Origin of the sequence: Albirhodobacter sp. R86504 (assembly GCF_042466415.1) — a bacterium.
Classification (GTDB): Bacteria; Pseudomonadota; Alphaproteobacteria; order Rhodobacterales; family Rhodobacteraceae; genus Albirhodobacter.
This window is the reverse complement of sequence record NZ_JAXHCH010000002.1, coordinates 2,122,783-2,138,815: the sequence shown is the minus strand read 5'-3', so window position 1 is coordinate 2,138,815 and position 16,033 is coordinate 2,122,783. Positions and strand designations below refer to the sequence as shown.

Below are 16,033 nucleotides of genomic sequence, written 5' to 3'. Positions count from 1 at the left end.
TGACCGAGGCAACCTTCAAGCCCATCTGCCTTGACTGATCGATGTTGCTCGAAAAAACCCGACCGCAACGATCGTGCCGCTGCGGGTCCATTGATCGTAACCGCCCGATTGCCACCGCCTGCCTGAATTTTCGCTGATCTGATATGGCACGTTCATAGCGACGTCGTTTGCGACGTGTCTTATGCGGGGTTTGCGATGCGTGGCGATATTCTGGGACTGGAACGGCGACGGCGGTGGAGCGACGAGGCGAAGCTCGAGATCGTATTGTCGGTTGGGGCGGACGGCGCGACGGTGACGCAGGTTGCGCAGCGGCATGATGTGACGCGCCAGCAGATCTATTCTTGGCGGCACGAGATGAAGAGGAAGGGGTTGCTTTCGGCGTTTCCGGAGGCCCTGTTCCTGCCGGTGGAGCTGGAGATGCCGGCAGATCTTGCCGTGCCTGCGCCGAGTGTAGAGCCGGCGGCGGCGCCCCCTTCCAACATCGAATTGCAACTGGCCAATGGCCGCTGCCTGCGCTTCGACCCGGCTCTGGATACGGGCACGCTGACGCGTCTGATCCGCATTGTAGAAACCGCATGATCGGGCCGGGCACCGGGGTTCGAGTTTATCTGGCCTGCGGCGTGACCGACATGAGGAAGGGGATCGCAGGCCTGGCGGCCTTGGCGCAGGATCACCTGCGGCAGAAGCCCACCAGTGGTGCGGTCTTCGCGTTCCGCGGGCGTCGGGGCGACAGGCTGAAGCTGCTTCATTGGGACGGTCAGGGGTTTTGCCTCTACTATAAGGTGCTGGAGAAGGGCCGCTTTCCGTGGCCCGCGCGCGGTGACGGCGCAGCGCGGCTGACTTCGGCGCAACTCGCCATGCTCTGGGAAGGGATTGACTGGCGCAGGCCGGACTGGGGTGCGCCACCGGCTCGCGTAGGCTAAGAAATGGCGTTGAAACGCCTTGTTTTTATGGTCTTTCTTGGGGCCTTGTGGTATCAGGGCGCATGTCGAAAGCGGCCCAAACTCTTCCTGATGATCCGGCGCTTCTGAAGGCGCTGGTCGCGGCCTTGCAGGCGGAGAACGCGAAGATCTCGGCCACGTTGCGCGCCCATGACGCGCTGATCCAGACCCTGCGGTTGCGCATCGCCAAGCTGAAGAAGCAGGTCTTCGGCCAGTCCTCGGAAAAGATCGAACGCGAGATCGAGCAGCTGGAGCTGGCACTGGAGGATCTGCTGATCGCCGCGGCCGAGAGCGAGACGGCGCTCATGGAGGACGGCCAGGACAAGGGCGCGCTGGAAACGGCTGTCGCCGGCGAGGTCGCCGATCGCCCATCCCGCCGTCGACCCCGGGTCTCGGACAGCACGCCGCGCGAGCGGCAGGAGCTCGACCCTGGCAGCTGCTGCCCCGATTGCGGCGGCGACCTGCGGATGGTGGGTGAGGATGTCAGCGAGATGCTGGATCTGATCGCGGCGCAACTGAAGGTCGTCCAGATTACCCGCCCCAAGAAATCCTGCCGCCGCTGCGAGCGCATGGTGCAGGTGCCTGCGCCCAGTCGGCCCATCCCGGGCAGCATGGCCGGTGCTGGCCTGCTGGCCCACATCCTTGTCTCCAAGTTCGACGATCACCTTCCCCTCTATCGCCAGCACGAGATCTTTGCGCGCATGGGGGCCGATATCCCCGACAGCACGCTGGTCGACTGGTGCGGCCGCGCCATGAAGGTGCTCCAGCCGCTGATCGAAAGGATCGAGGCGGATGTCATGGTCAGCAACCTGCTGCATGCCGATGATACACCGATCCGGGTGCTGGACCGGTCTCAGCGCGACAAGGGGCTGGTCAAGGGCGTGAAGAAGGGCCGGATCTGGACCTATGTCCGGGATCAACGCCCTTGGGCAGGCACGTCGCCACCCGGCGCGGTCTATGCCTTCGCGCCGGACTGGAAGGAAGAACACGTCCATCGCCATCTCGCCCAGACCCGCGGCATTCTGCAGGCCGACGGATACAAGGGCTATGCCAAGCTATACGGCCCGGACCCTGACGGGACGCCCCGTCTGCGGGAGGCCGCCTGCTGGGCTCACCTTCGGCGCGACTTCCATGATGAATGGGGCAAGACGAAATCCGCAATTGCCCGCGAGGCGCTCGACCGCATCGGCGCGCTCTATGACATCGAGCGGGAGATCAACGGCTGTTCGGCCGAAATCCGTCTCGCCGCCCGCCAGAAGCTCAGCGCCCCGAAGGTTGCGGCCTTCTTCGCCTGGTCAGAGCAGCAGCTCTCGCTGATCCCCGGCAAGGGTGATCTGGCCAAGGCGTTTCGCTATGGGCTCAGCCGACGGGGCGCCTTCAGTCTCTTCCTCGAAGACGGCCGGGTGGCCGTCGACAACAATCCGGCCGAACGTGCCCTGCGCCCGATCGGCATCGGCCGGAAAAACTGGCTCTTCGCAGGGGCCGACACCGGCGCTGAAACGCTGGCCCGCGCCATGACCATCATCGAGACCGCCAAGATGAACGGCCTCAATCCGCAGGCCTACCTCGCCGACATACTGGCCCGCATCCACGATCATAAGATCAATCGGATCAATGATCTGTTGCCATGGAACTGGTCGCCGCTGACCACGCCTCAGGCGGAGGCCGCCTGATGGCAATCGTCAGCCACGTCTGCACCCTCGACCATGTCACCAAGATGCTGGGTGAAGACCCCGAGCTTCTGGAGGCCATCGTCTACAAGGACGACAATCTGAGCTATGGGGCAATCATCAGCGTCTATACCGGCCCAGACGAGACTATCACCGCCTTGACCGATGACGGTATCGATGAACTGAAAGATATGCTCAGGGACGCGCGCGTAACGACCGAAACCTGGCATACATTCCTCGACGACTTCGTCGACGACGAAGACCTCGTCGCTCGCATCAAGGCCCAGTCACCGCGGTAGCAACCGGTTGGTTACCATTGATCTTGTGCAGCAGTGCGGCGAATCCTGTCGTGCTATTGGTTCGAACGGCTAGCGGGAATGGTGCGCCTGAGTTATCGGCGGCTCTACTCGCTCCTTGAGTGCGCAGGATGCGGCGCGTGAGACCGAAGCCGAACGATGAGTGCACCGAAGTAACCGAGATCAAGTATGCCTCCTTCTGGCGCTAGTTGACATACCCTCGTGGGCCGCGGGGCAAGGGAGTTTAATGACAATCAATTGGCGACAGGTGTGAGCTACTCCCCATTTGTTGGACAGGATCTGGCGTAAATTAAGCTACTCTTTGCACCTGCTGATCGGGGTTGGTTGTTTTAATTCTCTGCCAATAGACCACGGCAGGTGGCCTGCCGCCAAGCGAGGAATGCGGTCGCTTGTGATTGTAGAACTCGATCCATTTTCTGATGCCTGCTTTCGCCTCCGATCCGGTTTCCCAAGCATGCGGGTAGACGCATTCATACTTCAGGGACCGCCACAGTCGTTCGACGAAGATGTTGTCAAGGAAGCGGCCCTTGCCATCCATTGAAATGCGGACATTTGAGCGGCTCAGTCGGTCTGTCCATGCAAACGATGTGAACTGTGAGCCTTGGTCGGTATTCATAATCTCAGGCGGGCCGAACTTGTGGATCGCTTCGTTCAACGCATCGACGCAAAACTCTGCCTCCAGCGTGTTTGAGATGCGCCAAGCCAGCACCTTGCGTGTGTGCCAGTCCATGATTGCCACAAGATACAAGAATCCGCGCCGCATTGGCAGATAGGTAATGTCGGCGCACCAGACTTGGTTGGGCCGATTTACCCGCAACCCACGCAGCAGGTAAGGATAAATCTTGTGCCCCTTTGCCGCCTTGCTGGTGTTCGGCTTCTGATAGATGGGCATGAGGCCCATCAGCCGCATAATGCGTCTGATCCGTTTCTCGTTTACGACGTGATCCTCATTTCGCAGGTGCCAAGTCATCTGGCGCACGCCGTAAAACGGGGTTTCCAGGAACTGCTTATCAATCAGCCGCATCAGGTCGAGGTTCATTTCACTTTCGCCTTTCGGCTCATAATAGAACGAGGATCGAGAGATCGACAGCAACGCGCATTGCTTCCCAACAGACAGCCCAGGCAGATTGGGCTCAACCATCTTGCACCTCATTTGTCGGTCCAGGGTTTGAGCTTTCTTGCCAAAAAATCGTTGGCGACGGCCAACTCCCCAATCTTGGCGTGCAGGTCTTTGACCTGCTCTTCATCGACTTCCGGTGCCTTCCGGCCGCCACGCTCAAATACGCCAGACGCACCTTCAAGCAGAGCACGTTTCCATTGATGGATCATCGTGGGATGCACGCCGAACCGACTGGCCAGCTCGCTGACCGTCTCTTCGCCCTTCAGCGCTTCCAACGCTACCTTGGCTTTGAATTCTGGATGATGTTGCTTCCGTTTCGACATCGTCGATCTCCTTCGTGTTGAAGATCAACAGACAACAAATCGCAGCTTACGTCAGTGTCCTAATTTTAGGGGGTAGCTCAGGTGAGTAGTTACAGCTTTCGATTATCGTGTCTCACAGTATATCAGTGCAGACCTTGCCGCGATCCTAGATGGGATGCCTGCCATACGGCCGAACCGGAGATGATTACGAGAAAGCAAAACCGCAAATCCATCTCTCATTACTTGAAGCTGAGAAGTGTTTTGTCGCGGGGTCACGCGCGGCTTTGCAAGTTTAGCCTAACGGATCTGCCTTCGTCTGCGGCCAGATAATCAGGCTGGGTGGAGACGAGCCGAGCTCGAATGGCAAATCCCGTGCAACGCCTTCATAGGTTTTGTACGGGGGCGGTGCTGGACGATGTGCTATGACGCTTCGGCTGACCTCACTCAGAGTTATTGAGATAGTTCCAAATGTTCCCCATCCTAGGCCAAATCCGCGTTGCAGAAGACGGCGCCTTGTATGCCTGCGGAGCATCTCGACGAGAGCTTGAACAAAAAACTCACCTATGTATCTTGGCGGATAATGTCCGAGACAAGAACGTCGTTGACGTCCGTTCCGAGGGTCTTCTTCGCCACTTCAAAAAGAGCGTTACGAAGCAAGTCCATGTTGTTTGACGAAGTGAACGCGCCGTCGAAACCACCGGTATTGGCGTGATCGAATAGCACTTGCAGAAATGCGTCACGCAGCTTTGGTTCGACGGCGTACACTTTTTGAGTGGCGCCTGTCTTCACCTCAAGACTAAGGGATAAAATAACGAGAGACCCAATCGTCTCCTGCGCGACAACTGGAATAACGAACTGATTGTTGATCTTTACATATTCAAACAGGGGTACTTCTGGGTCGGCGGGCGCGTCTTGCTCCGGAACTTTGACGTCACCGCAAGGAGCCTCTGCCAGGCTTTCCTCCGCCGGAGGCGGGCGGAGAGCAAAACCTGCCCCGCCGCCGATACCGAGGCCAACAAGTGCCAAAATGATAGGGATTAATTTGCCCATACTGCCTCTCAAAATGGTAGAATGACGTCGGCGACTTGTTGGCCGAGTCGAGGTTGCTGGACATCCGTGATCTGGCCGCGTCCACCATATGAAATGCGCGCACCAGCAATTTTGTCGTATGTGATTTCATTTTGGCGGCTGATATCTTCAGGGCGAACAAAACCGGTGACGATTAATTCACGGACTTCAAAGTTTACTCGAACTTCTTGGCTGCCTTGGATACGTAAAATTCCGTTGGGCAGGCGCTCCAAGATCGTGGCGGCGACACGGAGAGTGAGCTTTTCGTTCCGCTGGACTGATCCGTCACCGCTGTAAGATGAAGATGACGAGGTGTTATAGGCATCAGCCATTGATGCACCCTCAGGAAGCTTGGCATCCAATCGCTGCGGAATGCCGAACATAGACGTGACACCCATCTGTTCCGAGCCGCTTCGGCTGCGCCCTGTGGAATTCGAGATTTCTGCCTTGTCGTTGATTTCGATGACAACCGTCATAATGTCGCCAGCGAGGCCCGCACGACGATCCCCCAGCAAGGAGCCACGTGATCCCGACCACAGGGATGCTTCGGCGCCTTCTTGCGAAGGGGTGAACTCGGGCAATTCGGATCCCTGCGTCATCGCGAAATATTCGCTGCTTGTCTCGACGGGTGTAAAATCGGGCGCTTTGCCGACATCTTCGAGCCTTTGGCAGCCCAAAAGTGCCACCGCGCATAAGAGTTTGAAGCTGGCTTTCATAGATTATCTCCCTAGTACGTCGTCACCTGCACCCGCCCTGGCGCGGTAACGCGGGCGGACACTGTGGCGCGAGAGCTCATGTTCATAACCCGCACGGTCTCACCAATGGCGGCGCGGTCGAGCGATCTTCCCTCCGCAGATATGTTGAGAAGACCACGCGAATAGACCATTTCAACGGTCTGGTTTCGTTCAATTGCCGCGGGTTCGGTGATGTCTTGCGGCCGAATGGGTCTATTGGCGTAAAGGGTTACACGAGCTTCCATCCCTATTGCATCTTGCAGATCAGAGATGAGTGATTGGCTCTCGCCCTCAGCAACCCTTAGATCTTCGGCGGATATGACTTCCTGCGCTTTGATCGTTCGAACTGGGTGAACAACATCCGCATACGCGATCTCGGCGGATGCGATTCCGAGGCATAGAATGTAAGCACTGGACTTCATCAACGCACCTGTGCCGTTGCGCCTAGCATCTGATCTGCGGCTGAGATGACTTTAGCGTTTAGCTCGTATCCTCGTTGGGCTTTGATCAGATCTGTGATCTCGCGTACCGGATCGACCGAACTTTCTTCCAAATATCCTTGGCGCAGAGTGCCCAAGCCATTTTCCCCCGGAGTTGAGACGAGCGCAGGACCAGACGCCCCCGTTTCAAGAAAGAGGTTTGATCCAATGGCTTCCAGCCCTTTTTCATTCGTAAAGTCTGCAAGGGTGAATTGGCCAAGAAGCTGCGGCTCGACCTGATCTGAAAAATAGGCATAGACCTCACCTTCTGCATTGATCGCGATAGCGTTCGAATCCGCAGGAATCGTTATGCCAGGGGCTACTTCATACCCATCCGAGCTAACGATGAGCCCGTCGGCCGTACGTTTCAGGCCGCCATCGCGCGAATAGGCCGAAGTTCCGGAAGGCAACGTTACCTCCAAAAAACCAGCGCCGTCGATCGCCAGATCAAGGTCGCCTCCGGTTGCACTGAGGGAGCCTTGCGCCAAATTGATGGATACCGCCGTTGGGCGAACGCCTAGCCCGAGTTGAACGCCTGCAGGCACGAGGGTGCCGTCGCTTGCCGAGATCGTTCCGGGCCTCGTGACTTGCTGGTAATGTAAGTCCGCGAATTCGGCGCGACGCGCGTTGTAGCCAGTTGTAGACATGTTTGCGAGGTTGTTTGAGATGACCTCGACGCGCGTTTGTTGGGCGGCCATGCCCGTTGCGGCGATTTGAAGTGCACGCATTAAAGCCTCCTATCGGGTGAGGGTTGAAATGACGCCGCGAATGCGCTCATCTTCTTTGTCGAGGAAGGTTTGACCTAGCTCATAGGCCCGTTGGACCTCGATCATCCGGCTGATTTCAGAAACCGCGTTGACGTTCGACTCTTCCAAATAGCCGTGAAGAATGGTTGCGCCTTCTGTCGCCTCGGCTCCTTCTGGTGCGGCAAAACGTGTGCCGGCGACATGCGTCAAGCCTTCGGGATTTGTGGGAAGAAAGACGCCAACTTGAGCAATTGGCGTGCCGGATGCTGAAATCGTGCCATCTTCGCTGGTAGAAATTGCGCGCGCGTCACTCGGAATAAAAATCGGCGTGCCTCCTTGATCAAGCAACCTGTATCCGTCCATGTCGACCAGTTCCCCGTTTTCATTCGGGGTGAAGGTGCCCGCGCGGGTCAGTTGCGCTCCCTGTGGCGTTTCGACCTGAAAGAATCCCTCGCCCTCAATTGCAAAATCGAAGGTTCCTCCAGTCTGGACGAGAGGGCCTTGAGCTTGGTCGATCATGCGGCCGTTCGCGAAGGCCATGGATAGGCTCTCCCTGCGCTTCTCGCCCTGCATTACATGCTCGGCGAAGATCACTCCCTCTCGCCGAAAACCGGTCGTCGAAAGATTGGATATGTTGTTCGATATCGTCCGCATTTCGTTCATAAGGCCAGACTGCCGGTTCAAAGCCGCGTAGATAGCGTTGTCCATTTACCTATATCTCCGCGATCATCGGAATGAGGCGTTCAGTGAAGAACGCGACAAGGCTTTCCGACATGAACGACATGGAAACCCAGAACACTGCCAGCATCAGGCCGACCTTCGGCACAAAGGTGAGTGTCATTTCCTGAATTGATGTCAGGGCTTGAAACAAGCCAATGACGACCCCCGCCAACAGGGCCACGGCGAGCATGGGGGTCGATATCATGACTGCTATCCAGAGGCCTTGCCGCATCGTGTCAAAGAAGATGATATCTTCAACCATCACACGGGCATCCGGAGTATTTCTTGATAGGCTTCGACGACCTTGTTACGCACGGTCACAGCAGTTTCCACGGCAAGTTCACTTTCCGCGAGCGCTTGAACCAAGGCATGCGGATCAGCATCTCCGATCATAGCAGCCTTCGCGGTTTCTTCGCCGCTTGCGAGAGTGTCGGCAAAGTCGACAGCGAAGTCGGATGCCAGATCCGCGGCTGACTGCTCCGGCATGGGCTTCGCAGCTTCACGAGCTTTGGTGTAGGCTTGCGTGGCAAAGGAAGAAAGTAAGTCCATTCTAGACCTCCATAGTGTGGGATTGATTATTTCCGTAAGATTTCGAGCAGCGAGGACGACATTTGCCGTGTCTGCTCGAACATTTTGAGGTTCGCCTCATAGCTTCGCTGTGCCTCACGGGCGTCAGCAATCTCAATGACCAGATCAACGTTTGAGCCGTCAAAATAGCCTTCGTCATCCGCCATCGGGTGGCTGGGTTCGAAAATCCGTGTCAGCGTGGTTTGATCCAGCTTGACGGGCCCCAGTTGCACTCCGCCGACACGATCACCCGAGGGGTTCGCGATTTCGAAAGTCGATAGCTTCCGGCGGTATCCGGGGGTATCGGCATTGGCTATATTTTCAGAAACATGGCGTAACCTACCGGCTTGCGCCCGCATGCCTGAGGCGGATTGGGAAAGCGTTGTTGAAAAATCGGACATACCTGACCCTCCTTAACGTCCGATGCTCGTCCGCAGGACGTTCATCGATGTTTTGTAAATTGTCAGCGCAAGGTCGTGCTGGCGTTTGATGTCGACGGCCCGGACCATCTCGTCCTCAAGGGAAACCGAATTGCCATTTGGCGATTGGACAGCGTTTGTGGCGGCCGGTTTGACGGCGGCATTAAGTGTGGCGCCAGAATCGAGATGCGACGCACGCGTTACCTTTAACGGCGTTGTGCTGGTGGATTGGTACGTTGCCGAGAACGCGTCGACATCGCGGGCCTGATAGCCCGGAGTATCTGCGTTCGCGATATTTTGAGACACTGCCGCCTGACGGAGACCAGCGTGAGAGGCCATCGCTTGGGCCATTTGCATGACTTCGATCTTGTTGATCATCGGGGTTTCTCCTCCGAGCTATCAACTAAGATTTAAGGGATAATGGTTTATGAAACGTTTAGCGAACACAGGAGGTGTGTATGGCTGTCGTTAATTTTGAGACGCTTCGCGCAGAAATTGCGGATATTGCCGATACCCATGCGGTCGGCCGTGTTGTGGAGGTTGGGGCTGGGCGAATCGAGGTTGCAAAACTCGCCGAGATTGCCGCCTTCGGGGATCGGGCGCTTATACATATGAAGTCCGGCGCTCAGCTTGGCGCTGAGGTGCTGGCCCTCAAGGGGGGCACGGTTACGCTCCTTGCGGATGGTGCGGCCGATGGTGTGTCGCTCGGTGATCGTGTTGAGCTATTGGGGCAGGGAGGTATTTATCCCGATGCGAGTTGGGTCGGCCGAATTGTCGATCCCTTTGGGCGCCCGCTTGACGGCCGACGAATTCAGCGGGGCCGAGATGAGCGTCCGGTTCGTGCAAGCCCGCCCCCTGCAACCTCGCGCAAGCGGTTGGGGAAACGGCTGGCGACCGGAATGACGGTGTTTGATACGATGCTTCCTCTCGTCCGTGGGCAGCGAATCGGACTTTTTGCGGGGTCTGGCGTCGGCAAATCTTCCTTGCTTGGTCAATTTGCGAAGGGTTTGGATGCTGATGTGGTGGTCATTGCGTTGATTGGTGAGCGGGGTCGCGAGCTAAGGGAGTTTGTTGAGCAGACTCTTGGACCTGAAGGCATGAAAAAAGCCGTTTTGGTCGCGGCAACGTCAGATCAGTCGCCGCTCGTGCGCCGGCGTTGCGCTTGGGCAGCCATGACCGTCGCCGAGTATTTCCGTGACAAGGGGCGACATGTTTTGTTTCTAGCCGATAGCGTTACGCGCTTTGCAGAGGCGCACCGTGAGGTTGCACTCGCGGGCGGTGAACAGCCGAGCTTACGAGGATACCCACCCTCAACGTCACATCAAATTATGTCCCTTGCGGAAAGGGCAGGGCCTGGACACGATCACCTCGATACGCCTTCGGGCGATATTACAGCGATATTTTCCGTATTGGTCGCAGGTTCAGACATGGAAGAACCCGTCGCGGACATCTTGCGCGGCGTTCTGGATGGGCACGTTATCCTTGACCGAAAGATCGCCGAGCGGGGACGTTTCCCTGCGATTGACCTGTTGCGGTCGGTGTCGCGCTCGCTACCCGAAGCCGCCACAGACGACGAGAATCGTTTGATCGCAAAAGCGCGCAAGCATCTCGGGATATACGAAAATTCAGAGATGATGATACAAGCAGGGCTGTATACCTCTGGCTCCGATCAAGCGATCGACAGCGCAATCAGAGTTTGGCCCAAGTTAGACGCGTTCATCGCGGAGTTTGGGGCGAATGGTTGCGAGCAAAGCTTCCAGAAACTGTCGGAAGCTCTCGTATTTGAATAGTTTATAACAGAAGGTTTGCCAGAACTGTTTTCTGACCAAAGGCGCGAACGGCTTCTGCTTTTCGCGTCATTATTTCGATATCGAGGCCCTTTAGGCGTTCCGCATGATGTCGCATTTCAATTCGAGTACGCGATTCGATCGCAGCGATTTTGCCCCCAAACGTTATGTCTTGTTCCGCATATTCGTAAGCGGATAGCAGCGAGGCGTTCAAATCATCCATCGCTTTCAGAATAGCCAAGCGCCGATCCATCAGATCAGAGAGCGCTTTTAGCGCGCGATCAGACTTCATGTGTGCAAGGTCGCAAAGGCGGATGTGTTTCGGGTCGCGCATTAGGTTGACCTCATTTTTCCTGCACGAATTCGCATTTTCTCGGCAAATCGTATTGCTGCCGCAACGGGTTTATAGTGTCGCGGATCGATTTCTTGGCCGATTTCAACACTCGCATAAAGCGCTCGCGCAGTTGGGGGATCGGAATGAATCGGAACCCCAGCCTCTTGGGCCGTCTCTCGAATTTTGAGAGCAATCTCGTCGACGCCTTTGGCAAGGCATACAGGCGCGCGGCCCGACCCTTTGGTCCATTTCAAGGCGACGGCGTAGTGTGTGGGGTTCACAATAATAACATCGGCTTTCGGGACATCAGCAAGCATCGTATTGGTCGCGATCGCAATCGCGCGCTGCCGGCGTTGAGCCTTGATATGCGGGTCGCCTTCGGATTGCTTCATCTCGTCGACCAATTCTTGCCGCGACATCCGATTCCGGCGCATGAAATCTGCCCGTTGCCACAGGTAATCCACGGCTCCGATGATTGCTGAAAAGACTGTGACGATGATGATAAAGCCAACGCTCATATCGCAAAGGAGTTGGACCGATGTCACGGGCTCCAAATTCTGCGTGCTTAAAAGCTCTGGCGCGCGACGCACCAAATACGAGCCTAGCAAAAGAGCTATGACCACCATTTTTACGAAACTTTTGGCGAATTCGAACAAGCCCGAGCGGCCGAATTTTTGAGTAAAATTCGATATTAGGCTGACGCGCTGTGCTTTGAAATTCAGCTTTTCTGGCGCAAAAACAATAGCTTGCTGCGCGACGAGCGATCCGAGAACAAGTGCGAAAGGCACAGCAAACCAAGGAATAACAGAAATACCGATAGAAGCCATGAGATGCCCTGCGGTAGCGGACCCGCCTCCAAACATCTCGCGGGCCAACCTGTCGGATTCTCCGATCATATGAATCGCGTTGTTTCCCATATGCACAACCAGCGCGCCGCCAAAGGCAGTGGCGGCAATCACCGCCCCCAAGTATGAGGCAGCGGCTGTCAGCTCGGTCGATTTGACCAGTTCTCCGCGCTTGCGGGCCTGATCAAGCTTTTGTTGCGATGCTTCGTGTTGCTTATCGTCGTCTTCCTCGCTCATCACCACGCCCCTAAAGGATTGGCTAGGAAGCTGATAAGCCTCTGATGCCAAATAACAATGCCGGTCGGAACACAGAGCATTAGCAAAATCAGCCCACCGGCAGTGATGGCGGGAGCGCCAACCATCGCAACCATGAGCTGGGGCATCGCTTTGTTAATCGCGCCAAGGGCAACGTTGTACACGACGCTTGCGATCAAAAATGGGGCTGCGAGAACGAAAGCTAGAGAGAACGTCTTGGCGATACTGACAAGGCCCCATTCTTTCACATCCTCTGCCTGCGGAATCGCGCCTGCGGGAAGGAAGTCATATGACTGGATAATGGCCTGCGCGAGATGGACGTGGAGGTCCATCATGACGGCAAAGGCAAGTGCGCCTGTGGTAAACAGATGCCCGACGACGGGTTGCGGCTCGCCCGCCGTGCCGCCGAATAACTGTGAGAGGGAAATAGCTTGCGCGGCGATGGTACCGGCCGTCTGAAGTGCCAAAACAAACAGGCGCATGACGAGGCCAAACACGAGGCCAATGACCAATTCTCCTGCAAGTACCCGGACGACCTGCCGATCGTCAGAAAACGCGTGCGAGAAATTTTGGCTGACCATTGGGAAGACAATAAGCGTGAAGGCGAATGCGATAACCAGACGGACACGCTGCGGCACTGCTTCGTGACCAAACGCGGGAAAGCCAATTTGCGCGCCACTCACGCGCAAGAATACTGCGAATGCGACAAGCAATGCATCTTGCGATAGGTCTAGAAGGGTGGCGAGTTGGTGCAACATCAAGCAGGAACGATCCCGACCATAGAGGGGCGGGCGTCGGTTCCGATTTCGTCAAAGCTGAACACCGGAGCAGCGATCCCTTTCGCGCTAAGGACGGTACGGATGAAGCGGCGCCTGCGGGCGGAGGTGATAAGCGCGGGATAGATTCCGCTCTCTCCTGCTTTTGCGATTTTCTCTGCGATGTTATTGGCCAACCGATTGAATTTATCGGGAGGGAGCGCAACGTCGCCGCGCCCGAACTCATCTGAAATTTGAAATCGCGCAAAGGTCTCCTCCCAATCCGAGGCAAGCTGAATAAGGGGAATTGTGCCGTCTTCGCGTCGGACTTCGGTGACGATCTGGAAACCGAGCCGCTGCCGCACGTGTTCGCAGATCGCATCCGGTGTCTGGAGGCTCCGCGCTTCGGCGATAGCTTCCAAGATCAACATGAGATTTCGAATGGAGACGCGTTCCTCCAGCAAAAGCCGTAGAACTGCGAGCAGCAGGTCCAGCGGTACCTTATCCGGGATCAATTCATCGAGTAGTTTACGAGTTGATTCAGATCGGCGTTGATCGGACACATTTGTCACCTCCTCCAGCAGGCGCCGAAGCGCGCGCAGGGTCATCAAGCGGCTGAAGTTTCGTTTAATCACCTCCAGCAGATGCGTGGCGAGAACTTCCGTTGGCCCCACAACGGTAGATCCACACAAGGCGGCTTCTTCTTGCATATCAGAAGGAAGCCAGCGCGCAGCAGCGCCGTAAACCGGCTCCTTAACATCGTCGCCCTTGGGTAGGATCTCGCGGTTGTCCGCGATGAGCGCCAATATTTTTTCCGGGTAGAGCGTGTCACGGGCGACCTCGACACCTTGAATGCGGATACGATAGCTGCCGCGCTCGAGAGCCCCGTCGTCCGTTAACCGGATTTCGGGAAGTATAAGGCCATACGCGCCTGCAACGTGGTTACGCATGTTGTTAATGCGGGAATCCAGCCCTGTGGCGGGGTCCAGCGCCATCGGCACCAGATCTGGGGCGAATTCGACGTGAATATCATCAATATCCAAGATATCGCCCAATGATTTTTTTCGAGCTTCTTCAACAGGTGCAGGCATTTTCATCGCTTCGCGAGCCAGCCTCTTACGTTGGTTCACATTGATGAGATAAGCGCTGCCACCGAGCACGAGCGCGCCAGCCATGAATGGAACGAATGGCAGCCCCGGCACGAGACCGAACAATCCCATAAGGATCGCAACCGTAATCAAGGCTGGCGGGTATTTACCAAGTTGCCCAAAGAGATCGAGATCTGCAGACCCTTTCGCGCCACCACGTGAGAGCAGCAAGGCAGATGCGATGGAAATGATGACGGCGGGGATCTGACTGACAAGACCGTCCCCCACTGTCAAAATTGCATAAGTTTCAAGGGCTTCTACCAATGGCATCCCGTGCAGCACTGTTCCGATGATCAACCCCATTACAAGGTTTAAAAGCGTGATCATCAGGCCCGCGACCGCATCCCCCTTCACAAACTTCGAGGCCCCGTCCAGTGAGCCAAAGAACGTCGTTTCGGCTTGTTCGCGTTCGCGGCGCAGGCGCGCTTCTGTGTGATCGATGGCGCCCGCGCTGACGTCACTATCAATCGCGAGCTGTTTGCCCGGCATCGCATCGAGGGCGAACCGTGCGCCCACTTCCGCCATCCGTCCCGCGCCTTTCGTGATGACGATAAAGTTCACAATCAAGATCACGCCAAACACCACGAGCCCGATTAACACCGAGCCGCCCATGATGAAGTTTGCGAAGCCCTCGATGACGTCGCCGGCCGCGTCCGCGCCTGTGTGGCCTTGCCCGATGATGAGTTTCGTCGAGGAAACGTTGAGCGATAGGCGCAGCATCAGCGAGGCGAGCAAGATCGTCGGAAAAGACGAAAAATCCAGCGGTCTTTCAATAAATAATGTGACCGTGAAGATCAGGATCGCGATCGCGAAAGAGGCTGCCAACCCGATATCCAGCACCCACGCCGGAACCGGTAAGATCATCATCACGATCACTGCCATGAGCGCGAGCGCCAATAGAATCGTGGGTTGGAAAATCTTTGATATCGAAAGAGGAGCCATTATTCGATCACCGATCCTATTGGGGAGGAAAAGAGCGATTGCGACGCCGCGGCGGCGTTGTTCATGGGAACCAAAGATGCGAGCCCACCGCCGCCGCCTGTGCGCAGCAGTGGATAGCGGTTTACGCGGGGTGTGGGTTCGACGGTTTGGGCATTCGCGACCTGAACGATGTCGGGAATGCTGGGAATATCGTCATGTGCGCCCGCTTGTGCACGGTAGTCTCCGTACGATGTCTGCGCGACGAAGGCTGCCTCGCTGGCGGGCGCAGTCATTTGCGCGACTTGCGAATCTTCAACAAGAAATTTCTCACGAAATTTATCGAACCGCGCTGTGTAGCGGTTTGCGTGCACTGGCGTGCGTGAATGAAAGGCACCTGCTGCTTTACGCCAGTCTCCAAATTCGGCGTAAAGTTCAGTCAAAAACTTCGCAGCATAACGCGCATTCGCGGCGGGCTCGAACATCTCGTCGATGGAGCTGAAAGCGGTATGATGCCACTTGTAATTAATTTGAAAACAACCAACGTCGAAGCTTCGCGCACCCCGTTTGAACTCCTTGAAAACATAGGCGCGCGCCTCGTCCCGCGTCTCAAACCAATGGCCCGCCCCCTCCATGTTCACCGTCCAAGCCCATGGGCGAAACTCGCCGTTGAGCTTTCTTCCGGTCTCATTTAGCGAGATCGCTTTGAGTACCGAGACAGGAACGCCGGACTGCTGGGATGCTATCACGGCAGCCGTTTCGCAGGTTTCTGCGAAATTCTCGGCTTCTGCCGTATTGGACAGACTAACACTGACCAGTATGCAGATTACTGCTGTACGGATCAGGTGATTGTGGGAACCCATCGATTTCTACCTCGGACGCAATTCTTTGCTGACCGTCAGGCTAGA

The 16,033-nt window shown here is 56.5% G+C and carries 20 protein-coding genes; 5 read left to right on the top strand and 15 right to left on the bottom strand.

Features of this window, described 5'->3' with window-relative positions; translation table 11 throughout:
- The first annotated feature begins 195 nt into the window (after window positions 1-195).
- The 4 genes from SJY32_RS12335 (at window position 196) to SJY32_RS12320 (ending at window position 2,910) form a co-directional block, all read left to right on the top strand.
- Window positions 196-579, top strand: a complete 384-nt coding sequence (locus SJY32_RS12335) for a transposase (RefSeq protein ID WP_376870856.1) — start codon at window positions 196-198, stop codon at window positions 577-579.
- Complete coding sequence (gene tnpB / locus SJY32_RS12330; protein ID WP_376870854.1) at window positions 576-923, top strand: IS66 family insertion sequence element accessory protein TnpB; 348 nt, start codon at window positions 576-578, stop codon at window positions 921-923. The genes SJY32_RS12335 and tnpB overlap by 4 nt, the downstream gene beginning before the upstream one ends.
- 62 nt (window positions 924-985) lie before the next feature.
- Window positions 986-2,614, top strand: coding sequence for an IS66 family transposase (locus SJY32_RS12325; protein WP_376870851.1), 1,629 nt, complete (start codon window positions 986-988; stop codon window positions 2,612-2,614).
- Window positions 2,569-2,910: a hypothetical protein gene (locus SJY32_RS12320; protein WP_376870849.1), complete on the top strand. Its 342-nt coding sequence runs from the start codon at window positions 2,569-2,571 to the stop codon at window positions 2,908-2,910. The genes SJY32_RS12325 and SJY32_RS12320 overlap by 46 nt, the downstream gene beginning before the upstream one ends.
- A gap of 307 nt (window positions 2,911-3,217) precedes the next feature.
- On the opposite strand, the gene SJY32_RS12315 is transcribed toward SJY32_RS12320, so the two are convergent.
- The 10 genes from SJY32_RS12315 to SJY32_RS12270 all read right to left on the bottom strand — a co-directional run bounded on the left by SJY32_RS12315 (window position 3,218) and on the right by SJY32_RS12270 (window position 9,461).
- Window positions 3,218-4,371 (bottom strand): IS3 family transposase gene (locus SJY32_RS12315; protein WP_376870199.1). Its coding sequence is split into 2 segments (ribosomal slippage): window positions 3,218-4,104 and window positions 4,104-4,371, totalling 1,155 coding nucleotides; the frame shifts between segments, so codons are not numbered across the junction.
- 540 nt (window positions 4,372-4,911) lie between these two features.
- Window positions 4,912-5,400, bottom strand: a complete 489-nt coding sequence (locus tag SJY32_RS12310; RefSeq protein WP_376875668.1) for a flagellar basal body-associated FliL family protein — start codon at window positions 5,398-5,400, stop codon at window positions 4,912-4,914.
- 8 nt (window positions 5,401-5,408) lie between these two features.
- The gene (flgH, locus tag SJY32_RS12305) at window positions 5,409-6,134 is read right to left on the bottom strand and encodes a flagellar basal body L-ring protein FlgH (RefSeq protein WP_376875665.1); all 726 of its coding nucleotides are present in this window, start codon (window positions 6,132-6,134) and stop codon (window positions 5,409-5,411) included.
- 11 nt (window positions 6,135-6,145) lie between these two features.
- On the bottom strand, window positions 6,146-6,574 hold the full coding sequence (gene flgA / locus SJY32_RS12300; protein WP_376875662.1) for a flagellar basal body P-ring formation chaperone FlgA: 429 nt from the start codon (window positions 6,572-6,574) through the stop codon (window positions 6,146-6,148).
- On the bottom strand, window positions 6,574-7,359 hold the full coding sequence (gene flgG, locus SJY32_RS12295) for a flagellar basal-body rod protein FlgG (RefSeq protein ID WP_376875659.1): 786 nt from the start codon (window positions 7,357-7,359) through the stop codon (window positions 6,574-6,576). The genes flgA and flgG overlap by 1 nt, the downstream gene beginning before the upstream one ends.
- Window positions 7,360-7,368: 9 nt before the next feature.
- On the bottom strand, window positions 7,369-8,085 hold the full coding sequence (locus SJY32_RS12290; RefSeq protein ID WP_376875656.1) for a flagellar hook-basal body complex protein: 717 nt from the start codon (window positions 8,083-8,085) through the stop codon (window positions 7,369-7,371).
- Between the two features lie 4 nt (window positions 8,086-8,089).
- Window positions 8,090-8,359: a flagellar biosynthetic protein FliQ gene (locus tag SJY32_RS12285; protein WP_376875653.1), complete on the bottom strand. Its 270-nt coding sequence runs from the start codon at window positions 8,357-8,359 to the stop codon at window positions 8,090-8,092.
- Window positions 8,359-8,646 carry a flagellar hook-basal body complex protein FliE gene (fliE, locus tag SJY32_RS12280; RefSeq protein WP_376875650.1) on the bottom strand — a complete coding sequence of 96 codons (288 nt, stop codon included), beginning with the start codon at window positions 8,644-8,646 and terminating at the stop codon, window positions 8,359-8,361. The genes SJY32_RS12285 and fliE overlap by 1 nt, the downstream gene beginning before the upstream one ends.
- A 26-nt stretch (window positions 8,647-8,672) precedes the next feature.
- Window positions 8,673-9,065 (bottom strand): flagellar basal body rod protein FlgC, encoded by a 393-nt coding sequence (gene flgC / locus SJY32_RS12275; RefSeq protein ID WP_376875647.1) that lies wholly within the window; start codon window positions 9,063-9,065, stop codon window positions 8,673-8,675.
- Between the two features lie 12 nt (window positions 9,066-9,077).
- Window positions 9,078-9,461, bottom strand: a complete 384-nt coding sequence (locus SJY32_RS12270) for a FlgB family protein (protein ID WP_376875645.1) — start codon at window positions 9,459-9,461, stop codon at window positions 9,078-9,080.
- An 80-nt stretch (window positions 9,462-9,541) separates the two neighbouring features.
- Between SJY32_RS12270 and SJY32_RS12265 the strand changes: the two genes are divergently transcribed.
- The gene (locus tag SJY32_RS12265; protein ID WP_376875642.1) at window positions 9,542-10,873 is read left to right on the top strand and encodes a FliI/YscN family ATPase; all 1,332 of its coding nucleotides are present in this window, start codon (window positions 9,542-9,544) and stop codon (window positions 10,871-10,873) included.
- 1 nt (window position 10,874) lies between these two features.
- Here SJY32_RS12265 and SJY32_RS12260 read toward each other — a convergent pair whose 3' ends face one another.
- The 5 genes from SJY32_RS12260 to SJY32_RS12240 form a co-directional block, all read right to left on the bottom strand.
- Window positions 10,875-11,111 carry a hypothetical protein gene (locus SJY32_RS12260; protein ID WP_376875639.1) on the bottom strand — a complete coding sequence of 79 codons (237 nt, stop codon included), beginning with the start codon at window positions 11,109-11,111 and terminating at the stop codon, window positions 10,875-10,877.
- Between the two features lie 92 nt (window positions 11,112-11,203).
- Window positions 11,204-12,286, bottom strand: coding sequence for a flagellar biosynthesis protein FlhB (locus SJY32_RS12255; RefSeq protein ID WP_376875636.1), 1,083 nt, complete (start codon window positions 12,284-12,286; stop codon window positions 11,204-11,206).
- Window positions 12,286-13,062, bottom strand: a complete 777-nt coding sequence (locus tag SJY32_RS12250; RefSeq protein WP_376875633.1) for a flagellar biosynthetic protein FliR — start codon at window positions 13,060-13,062, stop codon at window positions 12,286-12,288. The genes SJY32_RS12255 and SJY32_RS12250 overlap by 1 nt, the downstream gene beginning before the upstream one ends.
- Window positions 13,062-15,149, bottom strand: coding sequence for a flagellar biosynthesis protein FlhA (flhA, locus tag SJY32_RS12245; RefSeq protein WP_376875630.1), 2,088 nt, complete (start codon window positions 15,147-15,149; stop codon window positions 13,062-13,064). The genes SJY32_RS12250 and flhA overlap by 1 nt, the downstream gene beginning before the upstream one ends.
- Window positions 15,149-15,988 carry a transglycosylase SLT domain-containing protein gene (locus SJY32_RS12240; RefSeq protein WP_376875627.1) on the bottom strand — a complete coding sequence of 280 codons (840 nt, stop codon included), beginning with the start codon at window positions 15,986-15,988 and terminating at the stop codon, window positions 15,149-15,151. Before SJY32_RS12240 ends, flhA begins: the two co-directional genes overlap by 1 nt.
- Between the last annotated feature and the right edge of the window lie 45 nt (window positions 15,989-16,033).